The organism is Bacillus sp. SD075 (assembly GCF_017355165.1).
GTDB lineage: Bacteria > Bacillota > Bacilli > Bacillales > DSM-1321 > Peribacillus.
Window position 1 is genome coordinate 1 of record NZ_JADILK010000033.1, and the last position, 20,215, is coordinate 20,215.

20 protein-coding genes are annotated in these 20,215 nt (G+C 42.2%); 16 read left to right on the forward strand and 4 right to left on the reverse strand.

The window, feature by feature from the left end:
- Positions 1–111 precede the first annotated feature (111 nt).
- A complete protein-coding gene (locus IOC57_RS18460) occupies positions 112–1,194 on the forward strand; it encodes a tartrate dehydrogenase (RefSeq protein WP_207440059.1) in 1,083 nt (360 codons plus the stop codon).
- Positions 1,195–1,258: 64 nt separating this feature from the next.
- Positions 1,259–1,444, forward strand: a complete 186-nt coding sequence (locus IOC57_RS18465) for a sporulation protein Cse60 (protein WP_048682016.1) — start codon at positions 1,259–1,261, stop codon at positions 1,442–1,444.
- Positions 1,445–1,559: 115 nt separating this feature from the next.
- On the opposite strand, the gene IOC57_RS18470 is transcribed toward IOC57_RS18465, so the two are convergent.
- The gene (locus tag IOC57_RS18470; protein ID WP_207440060.1) at positions 1,560–2,489 is read right to left on the reverse strand and encodes an SDR family oxidoreductase; all 930 of its coding nucleotides are present in this window, start codon (positions 2,487–2,489) and stop codon (positions 1,560–1,562) included.
- Positions 2,490–2,636: 147 nt separating this feature from the next.
- Between IOC57_RS18470 and IOC57_RS18475 the strand changes: the two genes are divergently transcribed.
- From IOC57_RS18475 to IOC57_RS18485, 3 genes are all read left to right on the forward strand, one after another.
- Positions 2,637–2,807: a hypothetical protein gene (locus IOC57_RS18475; protein WP_207440061.1), complete on the forward strand. Its 171-nt coding sequence runs from the start codon at positions 2,637–2,639 to the stop codon at positions 2,805–2,807.
- A 228-nt stretch (positions 2,808–3,035) separates the two neighbouring features.
- Positions 3,036–3,596: an MEDS domain-containing protein gene (locus tag IOC57_RS18480; RefSeq protein WP_207440062.1), complete on the forward strand. Its 561-nt coding sequence runs from the start codon at positions 3,036–3,038 to the stop codon at positions 3,594–3,596.
- Between the two features lie 19 nt (positions 3,597–3,615).
- A complete protein-coding gene (locus tag IOC57_RS18485; protein ID WP_207440063.1) occupies positions 3,616–3,930 on the forward strand; it encodes an MGMT family protein in 315 nt (104 codons plus the stop codon).
- Between the two features lie 197 nt (positions 3,931–4,127).
- Here the strand turns inward: IOC57_RS18485 and IOC57_RS18490 are convergent, their stop codons facing one another.
- Positions 4,128–5,393, reverse strand: coding sequence for a BaiN/RdsA family NAD(P)/FAD-dependent oxidoreductase (locus tag IOC57_RS18490; RefSeq protein WP_207440064.1), 1,266 nt, complete (start codon positions 5,391–5,393; stop codon positions 4,128–4,130).
- A 206-nt stretch (positions 5,394–5,599) separates the two neighbouring features.
- Between IOC57_RS18490 and IOC57_RS18495 the strand changes: the two genes are divergently transcribed.
- On the forward strand, positions 5,600–7,201 hold the full coding sequence (locus IOC57_RS18495; protein ID WP_207440065.1) for a putative polysaccharide biosynthesis protein: 1,602 nt from the start codon (positions 5,600–5,602) through the stop codon (positions 7,199–7,201).
- Positions 7,202–7,322: 121 nt separating this feature from the next.
- Positions 7,323–8,045 (forward strand): pseudouridine synthase, encoded by a 723-nt coding sequence (locus tag IOC57_RS18500; protein WP_207440066.1) that lies wholly within the window; start codon positions 7,323–7,325, stop codon positions 8,043–8,045.
- Between the two features lie 84 nt (positions 8,046–8,129).
- On the opposite strand, the gene IOC57_RS18505 is transcribed toward IOC57_RS18500, so the two are convergent.
- Positions 8,130–8,351: a DeoR family transcriptional regulator gene (locus IOC57_RS18505; protein ID WP_034309346.1), complete on the reverse strand. Its 222-nt coding sequence runs from the start codon at positions 8,349–8,351 to the stop codon at positions 8,130–8,132.
- 537 nt (positions 8,352–8,888) lie between these two features.
- Here IOC57_RS18505 and IOC57_RS18510 point away from each other — a divergent pair.
- The 9 genes from IOC57_RS18510 (at position 8,889) to IOC57_RS18550 (ending at position 19,169) form a co-directional block, all read left to right on the forward strand.
- The gene (locus IOC57_RS18510) at positions 8,889–9,239 is read left to right on the forward strand and encodes a hypothetical protein (RefSeq protein WP_207440067.1); all 351 of its coding nucleotides are present in this window, start codon (positions 8,889–8,891) and stop codon (positions 9,237–9,239) included.
- A 454-nt stretch (positions 9,240–9,693) separates the two neighbouring features.
- Positions 9,694–11,283 carry an AraC family transcriptional regulator gene (locus tag IOC57_RS18515; RefSeq protein WP_207440068.1) on the forward strand — a complete coding sequence of 530 codons (1,590 nt, stop codon included), beginning with the start codon at positions 9,694–9,696 and terminating at the stop codon, positions 11,281–11,283.
- A gap of 443 nt (positions 11,284–11,726) precedes the next feature.
- A complete protein-coding gene (locus tag IOC57_RS18520; RefSeq protein WP_207440069.1) occupies positions 11,727–11,981 on the forward strand; it encodes an ABC transporter substrate-binding protein in 255 nt (84 codons plus the stop codon).
- Positions 11,982–12,192: 211 nt separating this feature from the next.
- A complete protein-coding gene (locus IOC57_RS18525) occupies positions 12,193–13,245 on the forward strand; it encodes a FecCD family ABC transporter permease (protein ID WP_207440070.1) in 1,053 nt (350 codons plus the stop codon).
- Positions 13,246–13,317: 72 nt separating this feature from the next.
- The gene (locus tag IOC57_RS18530) at positions 13,318–14,280 is read left to right on the forward strand and encodes a FecCD family ABC transporter permease (RefSeq protein WP_396020859.1); all 963 of its coding nucleotides are present in this window, start codon (positions 13,318–13,320) and stop codon (positions 14,278–14,280) included.
- Between the two features lie 30 nt (positions 14,281–14,310).
- Positions 14,311–16,026 carry an ABC transporter ATP-binding protein gene (locus IOC57_RS18535; RefSeq protein WP_207440072.1) on the forward strand — a complete coding sequence of 572 codons (1,716 nt, stop codon included), beginning with the start codon at positions 14,311–14,313 and terminating at the stop codon, positions 16,024–16,026.
- A gap of 93 nt (positions 16,027–16,119) precedes the next feature.
- Complete coding sequence (locus IOC57_RS18540; RefSeq protein WP_207440106.1) at positions 16,120–16,902, forward strand: ABC transporter ATP-binding protein; 783 nt, start codon at positions 16,120–16,122, stop codon at positions 16,900–16,902.
- Between the two features lie 135 nt (positions 16,903–17,037).
- Positions 17,038–17,982, forward strand: a complete 945-nt coding sequence (locus tag IOC57_RS18545) for an ABC transporter substrate-binding protein (RefSeq protein WP_286185002.1) — start codon at positions 17,038–17,040, stop codon at positions 17,980–17,982.
- Positions 17,983–18,113: 131 nt separating this feature from the next.
- Entirely contained in the window at positions 18,114–19,169 is a 1,056-nt protein-coding gene (locus IOC57_RS18550) for an NAD(P)/FAD-dependent oxidoreductase (protein WP_207440073.1), read from the forward strand.
- A gap of 236 nt (positions 19,170–19,405) precedes the next feature.
- On the opposite strand, the gene IOC57_RS18555 is transcribed toward IOC57_RS18550, so the two are convergent.
- Entirely contained in the window at positions 19,406–20,164 is a 759-nt protein-coding gene (locus IOC57_RS18555; RefSeq protein WP_207440074.1) for a DeoR/GlpR family DNA-binding transcription regulator, read from the reverse strand.
- Between the last annotated feature and the right edge of the window lie 51 nt (positions 20,165–20,215).

Here is a 20,215-nt window from a genome sequence, read left to right on the forward strand (position 1 = left end):
TCATGAAAGGGCTCTTTTTTCTGTATGAACCTTTTCTAAGGGGAATGCAAACGTTATATGTTAAAATTAGGGTGTTATAATCTGAAAATATAGAAAAAGGAGAGTTGAAGCATGAATGTACATAAAATAGCGGTCATTGCTGGTGATGGGATAGGCCCTGAGGTGATTGATGAGGGTGTAAAGGTACTTAAACAAGTGGCTGAAATTGCTGGGGATTTTTCTTTTCAGTTCACATATTTTCCATGGGGCTGTGAATATTATCTTGAGCATGGCAAAATGCTGCCCGACGGCGGACTGGAACAACTGATGAAGTTTGACGCCGTGTATCTTGGGGCAGTCGGTTATCCTGGTGTCCCGGACCATATTTCATTACGAGAACTTCTGCTGAAAATCAGAAAGGGATTTGACCAATATGTGAATGTTCGACCTGTTAAATTACTTCAAGGTGCACCCTGTCCATTAAAGGACGTGACTCGTGACCAAATCGATATGGTTGTCATCCGTGAAAACAGTGAAGGGGAATATTCCGGTGCCGGTGATTGGCTTTTTAAAGGCAAGCCGGAAGAAGTCGTCCTGCAGACGGGGGTCTTTTCACGTAAAGGAACGGAAAGGATCATCCGTTATGCGTATGAACTTGCCCGTAAGACGGGAAGGACGTTAACGAGCATAAGCAAGGCGAACGCATTGAATTATTCCATGGTTTTTTGGGATCAGGTTTTTGAAGAAGTTGGACAGGAGTATCCGGAAGTAGAAACGAATTCCTACCTGGTCGATGCGGCGAGCATGTATTTTGTCAAACAGCCCGAACGATTTCAAATCGTTGTCACCTCCAATTTGTTTGGTGACATCATCACGGATTTAGGTGCTGCCATTGCAGGCGGGATGGGACTGGCGGCCGGTGCCAATTTAAACCCGGAACGGATTTACCCTTCGATGTTCGAACCGATTCATGGTTCAGCCCCGGATATAGCACATCAAGGCATCGCCAATCCACTTGCGGCCATATGGTCCGCCAGTCAGATTCTCGATTTCTTTGGGCACGAGGATTGGGGTGCAAAAGTGTTGGACGTAATCGAGCAGTTGATGGTTGATAAAAAGGCCCTGACTCCTGATATGGGCGGTGCTGCTTCTACAGAAGAAGTCGGGGATGAAGTGGTTGCAATATTATCCGCTTTACAAACAAATCAAGTATAATCCTCATGAAAAATGGGCATCCTGCACAATAACTATCATTATAGTAAAAGGGCGGGGAGAGCCGATGATACAAGTCAAATTATTTGATTATGAGCATGAAAAGGATCTAGAGGATGAAATGAACTTTTTCCTGGAAGACATTCGTGATAATCAAATCGTCGATATCAAATACAATGTCGCCACTACAGGTGAAGAGGAAGAGGAACAGATCTACTGTTTCAGTGCGATGATCATCTATAAAAAAAAATAAAGGCCGGTTGGCCTATAATCAATATGAGACTACCTATTGCTGCAACGCGGGCAACCCAAGGTAGTCTTTTTGTTTGTCTTGGTTTCCTGGGAAGAGGGCATATACGATGTGGAAATTAGGATGATGTCGCTTCCCCGCCGTTGACATGAAGTGTTTGTCCTGTCACAAAACGGGAATCATCAGAAGCGAGATAGACAAAGGTGGGAGCCAGTTCAAATGGCTGGCCTTGACGTTCCATCGGGTTATCGACTTGCGTCACTTCGTCTGCCGAGAAACTTGCCGGGATGAGGGGTGTCCAAAACCTTCCGGGCGCAACGGCGTTCACCCGGATGCCTTGATCGACAAGACTGTTTGCCAAGGCACGGGTAAAACCAATATTGGCCCCCTTAGTCGCCGTGTAATCAATTAATTGCTTATTCCCATTAAACGTCACGACAGAAGATGTATTAATGATGGAGGACCCAGCTTTCAAATGGGGAAGGGCAGCACGGGTCGTGTAGAAGTGGGAATAGATATTCACTTTAAAGGTATCATCGAATTGCTCATCCGTAATATCAAGCAAGCTTAATTGCTGAAATTGAATACCGACATGATTACAAAGAATATCGAGCTTTCCAAATGATTCGATGGTGTCCTCCACGATATGGATACATTGCTGCTTATCCCTTAAGTCACCAGGCAGCAGTAAGCAACGTTGTCCAAGCTCTTCAATTCTCGTTTTAGTCCGATTCGCATCTTCATGTTCATCCAGATAAGCGATGGAAACATCTGCGCCTTCTTTAGCAAAAGCGATGGCAGCCGCAGCGCCAATCCCGCTGTCTCCGCCAGTTATCAAGGCGACCTTTCCTGTTAATTTCCCGCTGCCCCTATAATTGGGATTTTCAATGATGGGCCGGGGCACCATTAATTTTTCTACACCAGGCTGGCGGAATTGTCGTTGCTCCGGAACTGTGATGGGAACGTCTTGATAACGAGTGATCTTTCCATAATTCGGATGCATGGGATAGCCTTTATCGGATGATTTCTTTTTCTTATCTTCAGCCATGAGGAGTCCTCCTAAAAAAGAGTTTTGTCGGATTACTTTATGATGATCAGGTATATGCCGTGCATTAAGAAGATGTACGGGGACTGGCTCGTTGCCGTGCAGACCGAATATGCTGAAGGGTAGAAAAAAGTTTTTGGAGGTTTCGAAATGCCCTATTATTATAGCGAAGAAGTGAAGTTATTATTGGTCGGACAATCGAATGAAAAAGTGGAGTTGTTATATGATTCCAACCCAAATACCTTTGAATTGCCGCTCATAGGACCGAGACCGCCCTATTATTATAACCCGCGTTATGTGCCGTATTATCCTGTGATTTAAGGGTGAACATAAAAAGGGAAAATGAATCTGCTGAATGGGGCTGCCTTGGTCTTTCAATGAGCGGGACTGAAAGCAGCCTCCATTCGACTCAATAAATTCCAGATCATAACAGATGACATTAGTAAAAACTGACTATATTCTTATATGAATTTTACAAACACGGAGATAATGGGTAAAGTTATACATAATACATTGAGCGGACTGGTGTATTTAAAGGGGAGATCCATTTTGGATAACAATATGAAACAACTAATAGAAAATATACAGCAATCGGATGGCGGCCATATTTTATACTGTTTTAATGAATTGGAAGCCTACATTGAAAATGAGGCAACTTTCATCATTACCGGTGTTGAACAGGGAGACCATATCCTGGTCGTCGAAAATGACCGTATCTTTCCCTTGGTGTACAAGAAGTTGCAGCTGCATTTAAATGAGGAGCAATTGGAGAAAGTGCATCTTATGAATAATTTTGATTTTTATTGTTTTCATGGAGACTTCCATCCTTCGACGATGGTTAATTATTTCTTGGAAAATATCAATACATACACGGAACGTAAACAGCATGTGCGGACATGGGGCCATGTTGAATGGGGCCATGACGATCAAGTCAGTTTAGCGATAGGCGAATATGAAAAGGGAATCGACAAACTTATCAAGGAAAGAGGATTGATTTCCGTTTGTGCATACGATGACTGCAGAGTGCCTGCTGAGATTAAAAAGAACTTGATCAAGCATCATGGAGTCCTGATAACCGATGATAAAATTAGGATAATAGCAAACGGATAGAAAAAAAGGGGCGAGTTATTTGGACAGTTTTAGTGAACGGGTGATTAATATCATACAACATATACCTTCCGGTAAGGTGATGACATATGGTCAAATCGGACAGCTCGCCGGGAGTCCTCGCGGTGCACGGCAGGTCGTAAGGATCCTTCATTCAAGCAGCAAAAAGCATGATCTTCCTTGGCACCGGGTAATCAATGCCAAGGGAGAAATCGGCATAAAAGCGGAGGGCGCCGCAGAACACCAGAAGGCGATGCTGGAGAGTGAAGGCATCACATTCATGGAACGGAATACCATCGACCTGGAAGCTTTTCGCTATCATCCGGAAATATTTTAAACGGAAAGCCGGATATAAAAGGCAGAGCGGTTGCGGCGGAAAAAACTGCCCCGGATGCCAAAGAGCATGATGAAAGCCGAAATAACGGTTCCTACGCAGGAATTGATGCCTAACAAACACCGAATGGATGTATGGGCGCTTACAAGAAATCGCATCTAAAAGAGGCTGACCCTAGCGGATCAGCCTCTTTTTAGGAATTATGAACGGGCATACATGGCAGCATTCATTCCGGCGAGTCTTCCGGTTACTAATGCCGATGTGATATTATAGCCGCCTGTGTATCCGTGTATATCCAGAATTTCACCGCAGAAATACAATCCGTCCATTAGTTTGGATGCCATTTCTTTTGGATGTATTTCTTTGACGGATACGCCTCCTCCCGTGACGAAGGCTTTTTCCAGCGGCTGGGTGCCATGTACTCCGAATTGGAAGTCCTTGCATAATTCTGCAAAGCGGCGGATTTTTTCATTTGATATCGTCGCTCCCTGTTCTTGAAGGTCGATGCCGCTTCGCTCAAGCAGGAAGTGAAGATATCTTTCAGGAACTAAACCTTTTAAGGTATTTTTAATGGCTTTTTTCGGTTCGGCTTTGATTTCCTTCATGATGTCTTGAAAAACCTCTTCCTTGTTCCGGTCCGGCAGGGCATCGAGTTTCATGGCCACTTCAGATAGGTTCCATTTTTTCATCGCTTTCACGACGAATTGGCTGCATCTTAGAACAGCAGGACCGGAAACGCCAAAATGGGTGAAGAGCATGTCCATTCGGTGTGTAATCAGGGCCTTGCCTTTTGGGTTAAGGACACTCAAAGAAACATCGCGAAGTGCGAGTCCTTGAAGTGTACGATCTTTAATGAATGATTCATGGCTGAGTACGGGAACTTCAGTTGGGAACAGTTCGGTAATCGTGTGCCCCGCTTTTTTAGCCCATGCGTAACCGTCTCCGGTTGAACCGGTGTGAGGAACGGATTTCCCGCCGACTGCAATCACGACTGCATCTGTGTCAATGGTCTGTCCATCTTTTAAGCGGACACCGCTTGTTTTTCCATGTTCATAGAGAACTTCCGCAACTGGGGAGTTCTTATAAATCGTTACTTTTAAATTCGACAGGCGTGTCAGAAGAGCATCCACGACACTTTGCGCTTTATCGTTGACAGGGAACATCCGGCCATGGTCCTCTTCCTTAAGAGCCACGCCCAATTTTTCAAAGAATTGAATGATGTCCTCATTATTGAACTCTGAGAATGCACTGTATAGAAATCGCCCGTTTCCAGGGATATGCTGAATGATTTCATCGATTGAGAGCCTGTTCGTCACGTTGCAGCGTCCGCCGCCCGAGATGGCAAGTTTCCTGCCGAGCTTCTCGCCTTTATCCACTAACAAGACATGGGCACCTTTTTCCCCGGCTGCAATTGCTGCCATTAATCCGGAAGGACCGCCGCCAATTACCACTACATCATATTTCAAATTAATTCACCACTTTATCATTTTCAGTCCCTTCATTATATAGCAAGAGCCCGTCAAATTGCGAATGTAGAAAAAAAGGAATTATTTGTTTGTGTATTACCTTCGAAAACGATAAACTTGAGTGTAGTTTTCTATAGAAAAAATACTTTAATATGATAAGATAAAGAGCGTGTGAAACGTAACTGACAGAGGCAGGAAGGGATTAGATGTCATCTAAGTTTTTAAAAGGGGCTTTTATATTAACGCTGGGAGCGATCATTTCCAAGGTTCTTGGTTTATTTTACGTCATCCCATTTGAACATATGGTTGGGAATAAAGGGGCCTCACTCTATTCATATGGGTATATCCCCTATACCATTTTCATTAGCTTTGCAACGGCAGGCATGCCGCTTGCAGTTTCTAAATTCATCTCGAAGTATAATGCGCTCGAGGAATACGCCGTCGGCGAGAAGTTATTTAAATCGAGCCTGAAATTAATGGTTATCACCGGTTTTCTCGCCTTTTTGATTCTCTATACGATGGCCCCGCTGTTTACTGAAGTCTTTGGGGTCAATAAGGAAGATGTCAGGGATGTCACGGCGGTCATACGGGCAGTCAGCTTCGCCTTGATTTTTGTACCGTTCATGAGCATCATCCGCGGTTTCTTTCAAGGTCATGAAGCGATGGAACCAACGGCCATATCTCAGGTTGTTGAACAAATCGTCCGCATCGCGTTCCTTTTGGCCGGTGTGTATGTTGTTTTGAATGTCCTGGATGGAGAGTTAGTGAGAGCCATCCAAATAGCTACCTTCGCGGCGACGGTCGGGGCTGTCGGCGGTTTAGTGGTGTTATTTTGGTATTGGAAAAAACAAAAACCCCATTTGGACAGCTTGATGAAAAAAGACCGGGGGACGATGGAAATCTCCCTGCCGCAGATCTATAAAGAAATATTTCTTTCGTCGATTCCTTTCATATTTGTCGGAATCGCGATGCCATTGTTTCAGTTTGCGGACTTACTGTCTTTCAATAAAGCGATGGCATCCATCGGGTTGCAGCATGTCGCTGAAGATGCCCTTGGGGTGTTGAATGTATATGCCCAGAAGCTTGTCGTGATTCCGATGACGCTTGCAACCGGGTTTTCGATGGCGCTTCTCCCTTCGGTGACGAAGGCATATGTAAGCGAGGATGCGGAAGAGTTCAATCGCCAGCTGAACCAAGCCTTCCAAATTTTGTTGTTCATTACGATTCCAGCGGTCATTGGCATGTCGGTGCTAGCCGATCCAATCTATAGCGCCTTTTACAGCCATGATCCACTTGGAATCAGTGTTCTGAAGGCTTATGCGCCGGTTTCGGTCTTATTTGCGCTTTTTTCCATTTCGGCGGCCGTTTTACAAGGCATCAATCAGCAAAAATATACGGTTCTCAGCCTGCTTGTTGGCTTTTTAATCAAATTGAGCTTGAATATCCCATTGATCAAGTTGTTTGAAACGGAAGGATCCGTTTATGCCACGGCGTTCGGCTACTTGGCTGCTGTGCTGCTGAATTTGTATGTCATTACCTACTTTACTGGATATCGTTACAGCCTTACCATCAGAAGAACTGTTTTGATCACTGTTTTTTCCATGATAATGGGACTGGCTGCGTGGGGGATGTACTGTTTATTATCGCTGTGGCTTACAACGGAAGGGCGCTTCCAGGCGATTTTGATCGTGGCCGTTTGTGCAATTTTTGGAGCGCTCATTTATGCGGCGCTTTCCTTGAAAAGCAAACTTGCCCATCGTTTATTCGGTGCCCGGATCGATCGGTTAAAAGCAAAATTAGGATTATAAGCCGGAAGTTTGATGCGTGAAAAAAGGGGTATTGAATGGTGAATCCCAGATTAAAATATATTGGCCTTGCCTGTAATAAAGTAGGCAAGGCTTTTTACTGAAAAGGCTTTAGGAGGAAACGATGAGAATAGATAAGATTTTATCGAATATTGGTTATGGCAGCAGGAAAGAAGTGAAAAAGCTCCTGAAATCCGGCGCCGTCAAGGTCAATGACAGGCTGCTGAAGGACCCGAAAGAACAAGTGGATCCTGATGCGGAAATCGTGACGGTTCATGGTGAACGTGTTGAATACAGGGAATTCATCTATTTAATGATGAATAAACCGCCAGGCGTATTGTCGGCAACGGAAGACAAACATCAAGAAACGGTCATCGACATCCTGGAGCCGGAAGATTCAGTTTTCGAGCCATTTCCTGTAGGCCGTCTTGATAAGGACACAGAAGGTCTATTGCTGATCACGAATGACGGAAAGCTTGCCCACCAACTGCTTTCCCCCAAGAAACATGTCCCTAAGACATATTTTGCGGTCATTGATGGCGAAGTAACGGAACGGGATATCGAGGCATTCCGCAATGGCGTGACCTTGGATGATGGATACGAAACAAAACCAGGTGAATTGAACATTTTAAAATCAGGTCTGACATCGGATATCGAGCTGACGATCATGGAAGGAAAGTTCCATCAGGTGAAGCGGATGTTTGAGGCCGTTGGCAAACGTGTCGTTTACCTAAAGCGTCTTTCCATGGGGAGTTTACAGCTTGATGAGGAACTTGAGCTTGGTGAATACCGTGAGTTGACGGCGGAGGAGCTTGAACAGTTAAAGGCGGGCCAACCGACTGAATGATAGCCGAACACAAAAAATGAGGCGGACAATATTGTCCGCCTCAAAGTATTTTACATATCGATCTTGTTCGGGTGGTCGTTCTTTTTACGATGACATCTTCACCTTTTTGCTTGTTGTCGTCCAAAGGCCTCGGCTTGGGCTTTGAACAAGGTCATTGTATGCTAAGACATTTAAATCGCGCTGCACAGTTCGAGGAGTGATGCCAAATTCTTCTACAAGCTCTTGAGTAGAAACCGTACCGTTATTACTAATGAACATATAAACGGATTTAATACGGGTTAACATGCGATTTGTTGAAGGTTTCAAAAAATCACTCCTTATTCTTTTCATTGTTATTCTGAACAAATGAAAACAACCGATATGTCGGACAGCATTTCAGCTGTCACTATGTACTTGCTATACCCACCCTATAACTCCTCGGAAACATTTAGAAAAAATAAGATGTCATTAGCTTCATTTTACCCCTTTGCAAAAGCAAATTCTAGGAAAAGATGCTAATTTACTAAATATTACATTTATTATATCAAATTTTAACAAATTTATTCTCTTTACATATACAAAAATTAATAAAGAGTTGATCCATTCGTTCACGAACTTATTTTTCCAATAAAGGATGCTTAATATGCATCCGTAGATGTCACACAACACGAACGTTGACTATAAGGCATATACATGTTATTTTACTTAAAATGATCATAAATCGTAATTGTTTCGTTTTGTATACTGGTGGAGGAATTGCTTGCTGGCTTGCGGTTACGATGTCATAATGAGGTATCGAGCAGTATAGACTTTTCATACATAACTAAAAGGATTTAAATATAAACCAATTCGAGGTAGAGCCCTATGAACGAAAGATTAATGGAGTTTTTATTGCGCGACGAAGTGACCAGACTTTCTGGCGTGAAAAAACAAGTGTATGAATTCATCGTGAACGAAGAAGATTATCTTGCTTCGAAGTCGGACACGGTCGATCAATTCATGAGATTGCTGGTAAAGCATTCTCCGCCGCGGCTCGCAGCCCGTCATTTCAATATGCCCTATGGGGAAATCATTCGTTTCATGAATGAAATAGAAGATGAACTGAATGAGAGATTAGAGGAAAGATGCAAGAAAGTTAAGTGGATGGACTACACGGAAAAGGATCAGCAGGCATTTGTGAAATATCATCGAAAGTTATATCTATTCGTAAATTAATTAAATAAATCTCCGTTTAATTTGAACTAATGCCTTTGGAAGGTGTTTCAAATTATCGGAATAAAGAGTCCATTTCCAAAAAGGAATGGACTCTTTATTTTGAAAAAAAGGGATGATGGAATTCGGTTTTATTGTATAAAGATTGCGATAATCCCAAAAAGGAGATAAAGTTTATTGATAATGATAATCAATTACGGTGGTGGACAGGTTAAAACAAAAGGTAAATAGTCGAATTTCTTGGTGGAATGTCATATAAATAGGGATCAAATCACTTTGTTCCGTAGCTAATAGTAGGTTAGAGGTTGGAGAATAAGATTTATTGATTATCAATATCAATTAAAAATTGTCTAAATGAATAATCATTATATGCTTCCATAAGGTGAATACATTTTTTCCTGCAAAAGCGGTAGTGTTGTGGTTGAAGCTGGAATGAGGCAGATGAAGGGAGTATGGGATGTTACTACAAAAAAGATTGTACTGTTTTAAAGAAGGAATACATATTTGTACCGATCAAAGGCAGAAAGCTGAATATCAAACAGAACTGATGGTTCTTTTCATTATTTTATCTGGAACGGCAGAGGTTCAATTCGGAAGTCAAAAGTTCGACCTTGAAAACGGTTCGGTGTTGTTAATTACAACTCAGGATAAGATTGAAGTTCGAAATACAGGGGGAACTGAACTTATTTATGATTTGTTGTTTTTTTCTAGTTTCAAGTTGATTGGAGCGACGGAGGAAGAACTACGTTACCAGCAATCATCGGATTTTTTCCCTCGGCAAGGCTTGTTTTATAGTCATGCTTCAATAGAAGTGAAAAGTTTAGCAGCACAGTTGATTAGTATGTCCACTAAAGAAGCCGAAAATTCAAATGGAGCCTATTTGTTAAATGAATTAATAGCGAAAGTCGAGGCGGAATTCCTATCATTTCAACAGCGTACATTAAACTCGCCGTTTCATTCCGTGCTGGAATATATTCATGTGCACTCTCATCTGGCCTTATCGAGGGATACAGTAGCACAATACTTTGGCTATCATCCAAACTACTTTTCAGGAAGATTTAAAAAGGAAACAGGTTGGAGTTTTTCTGCCTATTTAGCGCATATTCGTATGGATAAGGCTAAGGTCTTTTTACTTGAACATACTCTGACAATTGGAGAGGTTGCACGCAAAGTCGGTTATCAGGATGGCCTATATTTAAGCAGGAAATTCCGTCAGAAGACTGGAATGTCGCCAAGTGAGTTCAGGAAAGAAAGAAAATTCGAGCGAATCATTACCCTTCAGTTTACAGGTGCATTGCTGGCGACAGGGATAAAACCTGCCGCTGTCCTCCCATCGTATTTCAATGTCCCTGAGTTTTTGGAGGAGGAAGTGAGTTCATCAATCCAATTATCTCCTGACACATTGCCTACTAGTGAGCAATGGCGTAAATTAAAGCCGGATTTAATTATTGCCCCTACTTATTTATATCAGAATCAAAAGGTGATAGAGGAGATGGAGTCAATAGCGCCGGTTATGATGCTTGATTGGGATACACATGACCGTTTGGAAGAAGTACAGCTGATCGGAAGAATCGTTGGAAGAGAGGCCCAAACGAATGAGTGGATTCGGAAATTTAAGGAAAAAGCGGAAAGTGCCAGGAAAATGTTGAAAGAAGTAGTGGAAGAGGGGGAGACATTCGGACTTTATGAGTTAAGGTGGGAAGGGAATGTAGGGATATGGAAAGCATCTGCAAGGGGAGCCTTCAACCTTTATACAATGTTGAAGCTGACTCCGGCGAAACGGATTCAAAAGGAGGTATTGGAGCCTAATAAGCATCTTATAATTTCTGAAAATGAACTCCCTGCCTATGCAGCAGACCATATGTTTGTCGTTGTGCATTCCATGGAGCAAGCGAAAAGAATCTGTGACCTTGAGATTTGGCGTCAGTTACCTGCCGCAAAAAATAGACAAATCTATCTGTTGCGCCTTGAAGACTTTTGGGCTAGTGAAGGTATGGCTTTAGAGAAGCAAATGGAAATTCAAGTGAAATATTTATTGGATAGGTAGTGAATCTGATATTTGTCCATGTTGAATTAGTTATCATTGTCTATGTCTTTTAAAGATTACTATTGTTACAATTGAAAATGGTTATCATTATCAATTATAAGTCATTAATCATGATTGGGAGAGTGAAGGAAATTAAGTATATACATAATAAACTATACGCATTATTGACGTTATCTTGCTTGTCCTATTGACTGCTTGCAGCAGTAATGAGGTTAGCCAAAGTTCAGAGAAAAAGTCAGGAGATAATAAGGCTGCTGCTGAAGAAACACGGGTAGTCGAAATGGTTAATGGGGAAGTGACAATTCCAACCAATCCTTAAGCGGATTGTTGCACATACAGGATTTTTAGCTACGCTTTTAGCTTTGGATGTGGAGCCAGTCGGAGCTTCTGATTGGGATCTTAATAATCCGCATATTCAAGATTTAATAAAGAATGTGGAGAATATGGGTGAGGGAACAGAGTATGAAAAGATTCCGGAACTTACCCTGGTCATAATCATTACTCAAAATAATGATCCAAGCAATTATGGGAAGCTTTCACAAATTGCGCCAACTATTGTATATCCATACTTAACGTTTAAAAACGTTAAAGAAGAAATGTATGAAGTAGGGAAGTCCGATACGGAAAGTCCGATTTGGACTAATCTTGAAGCAGTGAAAAATAACCAGGTGATGTTTCCAGATCCTAATCGTTTTTGACGGTATGATCCTGTTTCAGTGCCAAACCAAGCTGAGGAATTTGCCGATATGTTGGAAGCACTTATCCAAGGAAACTCATTGTATCTTTAAGGGAGAAATCGTATGTAAAAAAGATCACTAGCATATGAAATATAGTGGAGTTCACATTTAATTGATAGTGAGAATCAATCTCGTGTGATCATGGGTATTTTAAAGTAAAGGTAGATGGATGATGGGAATGACTGCAGTGAAAATAGATGAGATTGAAGCGTCGGAACCAAAGCTCCGTTCACATCCGGTAGCCGCTACGATCATTATGACAGGAGGAATAGTCGCACTTATATTCAGTATTGCTCTTTCCATTTCTTTTGGAGCTGCGGATATTAACTTGTCGATTGTATGGGAAGCCATTTTTCATTTTAATCCTAATATCAATGATCATCAGGTTATCAGGGAATTGCGGCTGCCAAGAGTATTAGGGGCAGTGATAGTAGGGGCAAGCTTTGCTGTGGCAGGGGCCATAATGCAGGGAATGACAAGAAATCCGCTTGCAGATTCGGGTCTGCTCGGTTTGAATTCCGGGGCCGTACTGGCGATGGCGCTCTGCTTTGCTTTTTTTCCAGAGCTGCCGTACTTGTACTTAATCATGTTCTCTTTTATTGGGGCAGCTGGAGGAGCAGGACTTGTGTTTGGAGTGGGTTCCATGACAAAAGGCGGTTTGACACCGTTGCGTCTCGTACTCGCCGGGGCCGCTGCCAGTGCTTTATTCGGTGCTCTAAGTGAAGGAGTTGCTTTATATTTCCGGATTGGTCAGGATCTTGCCTTTTGGTATGCAGGTGGGGTAGCAGGGACGAAGTGGAACCAGTTGGAAATCATGATTCCATGTGTTGGAGTCGCTGTCCTTGCTGCGATTATGCTTTCCCGATCTATCACCCTGCTTAGTCTAGGTGAGGAAATAGCCTCTGGTTTAGGGCAAAAGACGAAAATGGTGAAGCTTGCGGGAACGATTCTTGTGCTGATATTAGCCGGATCCGCTGTTTCAGTTGTTGGGGCGGTTGGGTTCGTTGGGCTTATTATTCCGCATTTAACCAGATATTTAGTCGGGGTTGATTACCGCTATATTATTCCATGTTCAGCGGTGCTTGGAAGCTTATTGCTTCTATGGGCTGATTTTATCGCCAGAATGATCAATCCTCCTTATGAAACACCAATTGGTGCTTTAATCGCTTTGGTGGGTGTACCGTTCTTCCTCTACCTTGCTCGTAAAGAAAGGAGAGGATTATGAGTGGAACTATATGATCTTTCACCTGTCGAATCCAAGAGAAGAAAACGTAGCATAACGACATTGGCTGTTTTTATGGTTTTAATTATTGTTGCTTTTTTTATTAGTGTCAATACAGGACATATCCGTTTAACGCCAATAGAATTAACCCGAACTTTATTTGGATCGGGTACGGAAAGGCAAGAGTTGATTCTGTTTGATTTCAGGCTTCCGCGCATTATCATTTCTGTACTTGTGGGGGCTGCACTAGCCGTTTCTGGATGCGTCATGCAGGGGATTTCCCGTAACGCACTGGCAGATCCAGGAATCTTAGGAATCAATGCAGGGGCAGGGCTCGTTGTGATGTTGTACGTTGCTTTTTTTTCAACACAAACTGTTGGTTCTGTCATGCTTCTGCCGGTTTTAGCCTGGTTGGGAGCCGGTTTGACCGCTGCATTAATTTATACCCTATCGCTTAAAAAAGGCGAAGGATTGTCACCTACCCGGCTCTTATTGACAGGAATAGCTGTTGCTGCAGGTATCAGTGCCATTACGATTGTGCTGACTTTGCGCCTTTCACCAGAAAAATATCAGTTTGTGGCAATGTGGATGGCCAGAAGCATTTGGGGTTCAAATTGGAAATTTGTTGCATCACTGCTTCCGTTTATTGTGATTTTATTGCCGTATGTATGTTATAAAGCCCGTGTGCTAAATGTATTAAACCTAGGCGACCAGATATCTATGGGACTGGGTACTTCTGTGGAAAAAGAACGATTGATCCTACTGGCTGCAGCTGTAGGGTTAGCAGGATCTGCAGTATCTGTAAGTGGAGGGATCGGATTTGTCGGATTGATTGCCCCGCATCTTGTTCGCCGCCTGATTGGTCCGCAGCATCAATTTCTGCTTCCGGGGTCTTCTCTGGCAGGAGCCCTGCTCGTTCTGGTAGCTGATACAATCGGACGCAGTATTATACAGCCTTCCGAGATTCCCGCAGGCATTGTCGCTGCAGTTATAGGAGCTCCATATTTTTTATATCTGCTTGCACGTTCAAAGACTTGATTTTCCAAACGAAGGGAGACCCTACTTAATATGCTAAGACAATTTTTTTCATATTACCAGCCATATAGATGGTTATTTATTGCAGATTTTTCTTGTGCCATTTTAGCTGCCTTATTGGAGCTCGCTTTTCCTTTGGCAGTTAATAAAGTGATGGATAACTTACTGCCGACGGGCAACTGGAATTTAATATTAGTGGCTTGTGTCGGCTTGCTTGGAATTTATGTGTTGAGTTCATTCCTCCATTATGTCGTTACATATTGGGGACATATGCTTGGCATAAATATTGAAACAGATATGCGAAAAAGATTATTCGATCATGTCCAGAAGCTGTCTTTTCGATTTTTTGATAATAACAAAACAGGTCACCTCGTTTCACGAATGACCAATGATTTAATGGATATTGGCGAAATCGCCCATCATGGTCCAGAAGATTTGTTTATTGCTTTAATGACCTTATTTGGGGCTTTTGGCTTAATGCTGTCGATTAATTGGAAGCTTGCTGTCCTGACATTCATTATTATTCCATTCTTAATTTGTCTATCCATCTATTTCGGCAGGAAGATGTCTCGGGCATTCAGCCAAATGTTTGCCGATATTGCAGATTTTAATGCGAGAGTTGAAAATAATGTGAGCGGTATTCGTGTAGTAAAAGCTTTTGCTAACGAAAATCATGAAATCGGGCAATTTGCCGTGAATAATGGTCGGTTCCGTACAACAAAGCTTGTTACTTACAAGGTGATGGCTTGGAACTCATCAATCAGCCATTTACTGATGAAAGTTGTTTCGCTATTCGTACTAGGATGCGGTACTTGGTTTGTTATCGAAGGTGAAATGACTTTTGGAGAATTTATGGCTTTTGTGCTTCTTTCCAATATATTCCTTACACCGATTCATCAAATCAATTCGGTCATTGAAACTTATCCAAAAGGAGTGGCAGGTTTCCGCCGCTATTTGGATTTGCTTAACACGGAACCTGATGAAGAAGATGTACCTGATGCTATTGAGGTTAAACATCTAAACGGAGATATCGAGTACAAAAATGTTACGTTTGGTTATGAAGGAAAAGACAAAGTGTTGAATAGTATTAATTTTACTGTCAGCAGAGGGGAAACAGTAGCACTTGTTGGTCCATCGGGAGCTGGAAAGACGACAATCTGCAGTTTGCTTCCAAGGTTTTACAACATTGACTCAGGCAGCATCATGATTGATGGCATCGATATTAAAGAGATGGCACTGCAATCTTTACGCCAGCAAATTGGGATCGTACAGCAGGATGTGTTTCTCTTTGATGGGACGATTCGAGAAAATATTGCCTACGGAAAACTTGATGCGACTGAAGGGGACATATTGGATGCTGCAAGGCGAGCGCAAATGGAAGACATAATCCTCGGCCTGCCAGAAGGGTTGGATACATTCATTGGTGAAAGAGGGGTCAAGTTATCAGGAGGACAGAAGCAACGGCTTTCCATTGCTCGTATGTTCCTGAAAAATCCGCCGATCCTCATTCTTGATGAAGCGACATCTGCTTTGGATACTGAAACGGAGGCAGCAATCCAGAAAGCCTTAAATGAACTGTCTCAAGGCAGAACGACTCTCGTAATTGCCCATCGGCTCGCTACGATTAAAAATGCCGATCGAATACTAGTCATTACTGAAGAAGGGATTAAAGAGCAAGGAACACATAAAGAATTGCTTGAAACGGGAGGGGTATACAGCAGGTTGCATCATGCACAGTTCCATATGTAATTTATTCCATGGGTTCACAAAAAATATATTAGTAGATGATTACATTAGGAGGAAAAGAATATGGCAGATCGTTTATCAACAAAAGACTGAACCATTGGCTATGGGGAAGATATTATCGTCGATAAGCTGAATTTGACTGTGCCGAATGGAAAAATTACTGCTTTAGTGGGAGCGAATGGTTCAGGAAAGTCAACCATTTTGAAAACGATGGCACGCTTGATGAATCCTATCACTGGGGGCGTGATGCTTGATGGGCAAATGATTCATACGAAGTCAACCAAAGCAGTGGCTAAGGATTTAGCCATTTTGCCACAGAATCCCACTGCACCAGATGGATTAACCGTATATGAGCTGGTTGGCTATGGCCGCTACCCCCATCAAAAAGGGTTGGGGACAATGACCAAGGAAGACCGAAAAATCATTCATTGGGCAATTGATGTAACTGGAATGATGGATTTTTATGATCGGGCTGTTGACCAGTTATCAGGCGGGCAGCGCCAGCGAGCATGGATCGCCATGGCGCTTGCACAGCAGACAGCCATTTTGTTTCTTGATGAGCCGACGACTTTTCTTGATATGGCCCATCAGCTTGAAGTACTGAAATTGCTGCAAAGGCTGAATGAAGAAGAGAAAAGAACGATCATAATGGTCGTTCACGATTTAAATCACGCCACAAGATATGCACATCATATGGTCGCAATCAAATCAGGGACAGTTGTGAAAGCAGGCACACCTGATGTGTTGCGTGAGGTATTTGCGATTGAAGCGGTTATTATTACTGATCCGCGTACAGGCGGTCCGCTTTGCCTGCCGTATGAACTAGCAGACAGGTTAGAAAAGGAACAAGCCAACAAAAAAATATCAGTGGTTATTTAATAGTAAGGGGTTAGTGGGGAGTTACTTGGCAAGAAAAACGTAAGATCTTTATGTGAAACTTTGCCGCAAGTAAAAAAAGGAAAGGGATGGTTAAAGGGTACGAAACAGAATGTGAAGAGAGTAGGGCCGTGGCTATTGATTATATGCGTAATGTTCATTATTTCGGCTTGTTCGAGTGAAGGAGCCAGTCATAATGAAGGCAAAAGTGAAAAGGAAGTACAAAAGTCCACAGAAAAAGATACGAATGAGACACGTACCATTTCCACAGTAACTGGCGATGTGGAAGTACCTTCCCATCCTGAGCGTGTTATCGTCGATTGGGATCTTGGTCATTTACTAGCACTTGGGGTCGAACCTGTAGGCGCTTCCACAACGATCCTGGGTTATGGGCAATTTCTTAAGCCCTATGTAACAGATCGTACAAAAGATATTGGGCAGGATGGACAAGTGTCGGTAGAAAAAATGCTTGAATTGAATCCGGATTTAATTATCACTTGGGACCGTAAAAGCGTTGAACAATTTAGTAAAATTGCCCCGACGGTCGTGTTTGAAACAGGAAATTATAAAAATATTCATGAGCAAATTACGGAAATGGGTGAAATTTTGAATAAACACAAAGCAGCAGAGGAATGGCTTGTTTCCTTTGATCAACGAGTGGAGGCTGCCCAGGAAAAAATAAAATCAGTGATTCCTGAAGGTGCAACTTTCTCTATTATTGACGTAGGTACCACTAAGTCGGCTATTGTTGTCGGCCAAACGGGAGAACGAGGTGGAGATGCCCTTTATGAAATTTTGGGAGTTACGCCGCAGCCGTTGGTAAAAAGCGAAATCATTGATAAAGATGAGAGCAGACTTGATGTATCATGGGAAAAAGTGGAGGACTATGCAGGTGATTATATTTTTATGATTACACCAGGTGAAGATAGTAAAGTGGAATTGCCAAGCGTTTGGAATACTCTCGAAGCTGTGAAGAATAATCACGTATATGAACTGAATATTAAAAAATATTTTACCAGTGACCCATTATCAGCACTATTACAAGCTGAGGAAATGGCTGAAATCTTAACAGAGGAAAAGTAATGTCTTTCTACCTTGTTCCCGGTACCAAAGGGGATTGTTAAGACCTTTTGCCTAAGTTTTTCGGATGATTATTACAGGTTGCATCATGCTCAATATTGTGTCAAAAGTAAAAATAGTATAGGGGCATTGAGATGGCGGCGGAAGCAGAACTATATGACGTAACTATTGTTGGCGGAGGACCTGCAGGGTTGTATACAGCCTTTTATAGTGGAATGCGAGATTTGAAAACAAAAATTATTGAGTATGGACCCAAGCTAGGGGGGAGAGTGCTCATTTATCCAGAAAAAATGATTTGGGATATTGGTGGTGTCACGCCTATTCTAGGAGAACAATTAATTGCTCAGTTAGAAGAGCAAGCTAGAACCTTCGACCCGACGATTGTGTTGAATCAACAAGTCGTGGAATTAGAGAAATGGAAAGATGGAACATTTATTTTAACGACTGCTACAGGTGCGAAGCATTATTCAAAAACGGTTATCTTAGCGGTGGGGTACGGTGTATTAAAAATGCAAAAGCTAGAAATTGAAGGAGCAGACCGTTATGAGGTAACAAATTTACACTATACGGTACAAGAACGTGAGATATTTCTTAACAAGCATGTGCTGATTTCTGGTGGAGGAAATTCAGCGGTCGACTGGGCAAATGAATTGGAATCAATTGCTGCAAGTGTAACAGTCGTGCATAGACGCGATGACTTTGGCGGTCATGAGAAGAATGTCATTAAGATGAAAGAGTCTTCTGTGAATGTCCGTACACCGTATGAAGTCGTGCAGCTGCATGGAAATGGAGATACCATAGATCAGGTATCCATTTCTCATATGGAAACAGGCGAAGTTGAGAGAATGGATGTGGATGCAGTCATTGTCAATCATGGATTGAAATGTGATTACGGTTCATTAACTGAATGGGGATTGGAAATGAAAGATGATGTAGCGGTTGTGAATGCAGAAAGGGAAACAAATATCCCTGGGGTTTATGGCGCAGGAGACTTCATTGATCACGAGAGCAAGGTCAGGCTGATCGCTGGCGCATTCACAGATGGGGTGCTTGCCTTGAATAGTGCTAAGTTACATATCGAGCCGGATGCACCGAAAGTGGCGTACGTTTCTTCCCATAATATACGGTTTAAGGAAAAAAACAAAAAGCTTGGGTTAGATGATGAAAATTATAGGGAGGTGAGTGGCTAATAAGAATGGAAACGGAAGTAGATAATATCTCCTATTCTCGCAAAGGTGGTCCTTGCTATTTAAGCTGGCAGTTGGACCAAAAAGGCATATATATCAATACGGCAGTATGTGGTCGGCATGGATGGGTTTCTGGAGAAAAGAATCACACTCTATGAACGACATCCAATGTAAGCAGTTACATGACAAAAAAGACGGAAATGATACTAAAGGTATGATTTCCGTCTTTTTTTATGCTCTTAAGCAAGAATCAAATTTGTTTTTGTTTCGTTATACATATGGATGAAATCCTTGTGTAAAAGGTGGTCTGTGATAATGCAATCAATTTTTTCAAGTGGTGCAATCCCGATGGTCACGTCTTTCCCGAACTTTGTGCTGTCAGCGGCAACATAGACTTTTTGGGATAATTCAATGATTTTTTTTCGTGTGTTCGCTTCTTCCAAATTATAGTCGGATATGCCTTTTTCTATGGTTATGCCACTCGCACAAATGAATGCTTTCGTAATATTCAATTCACTAAGCTTGAATAAGTAATCAAATGCAACAATGGATTGTTCATTTCTCCTTACTTTCCCCCCAATGATCAATATCTCGATATCGCTTTGAATGAGCTCATTTATAACAGGGATTGAACTGGTTATCACGGTCAGTTTCTTTTTCTGTTTTATGTATTTAGCGATTTGATAGGTTGTCGAACCACTATCGATATAAATGCAATCACCATCGGCGATAAACTCACTGCATTTTTGGGCGATGGTTTCCTTTTCTTCTAATTGACTGAACATCCGTTCATCTATCGTCGATTCTCCAAAATTCGATTGAACCAGCTTAACGCCACCATAGATCTTTTCTATTTTTCCTTGCCTTGAAAGCAGGTTAATATCCCTCCTGATGGTTTCGATGGAAACCCGCAGTTCTTCAGTGAGCTCGGGAATCTTCATAACTTTTCTAATCGTTAATAACTCGATGATCTTCTTTTGCCTTTCAAGTGGAAACATGGTTTCACCCGCCTATTCTTCGATCTCTTTCTTCCGGAAATTCAGTTTAAG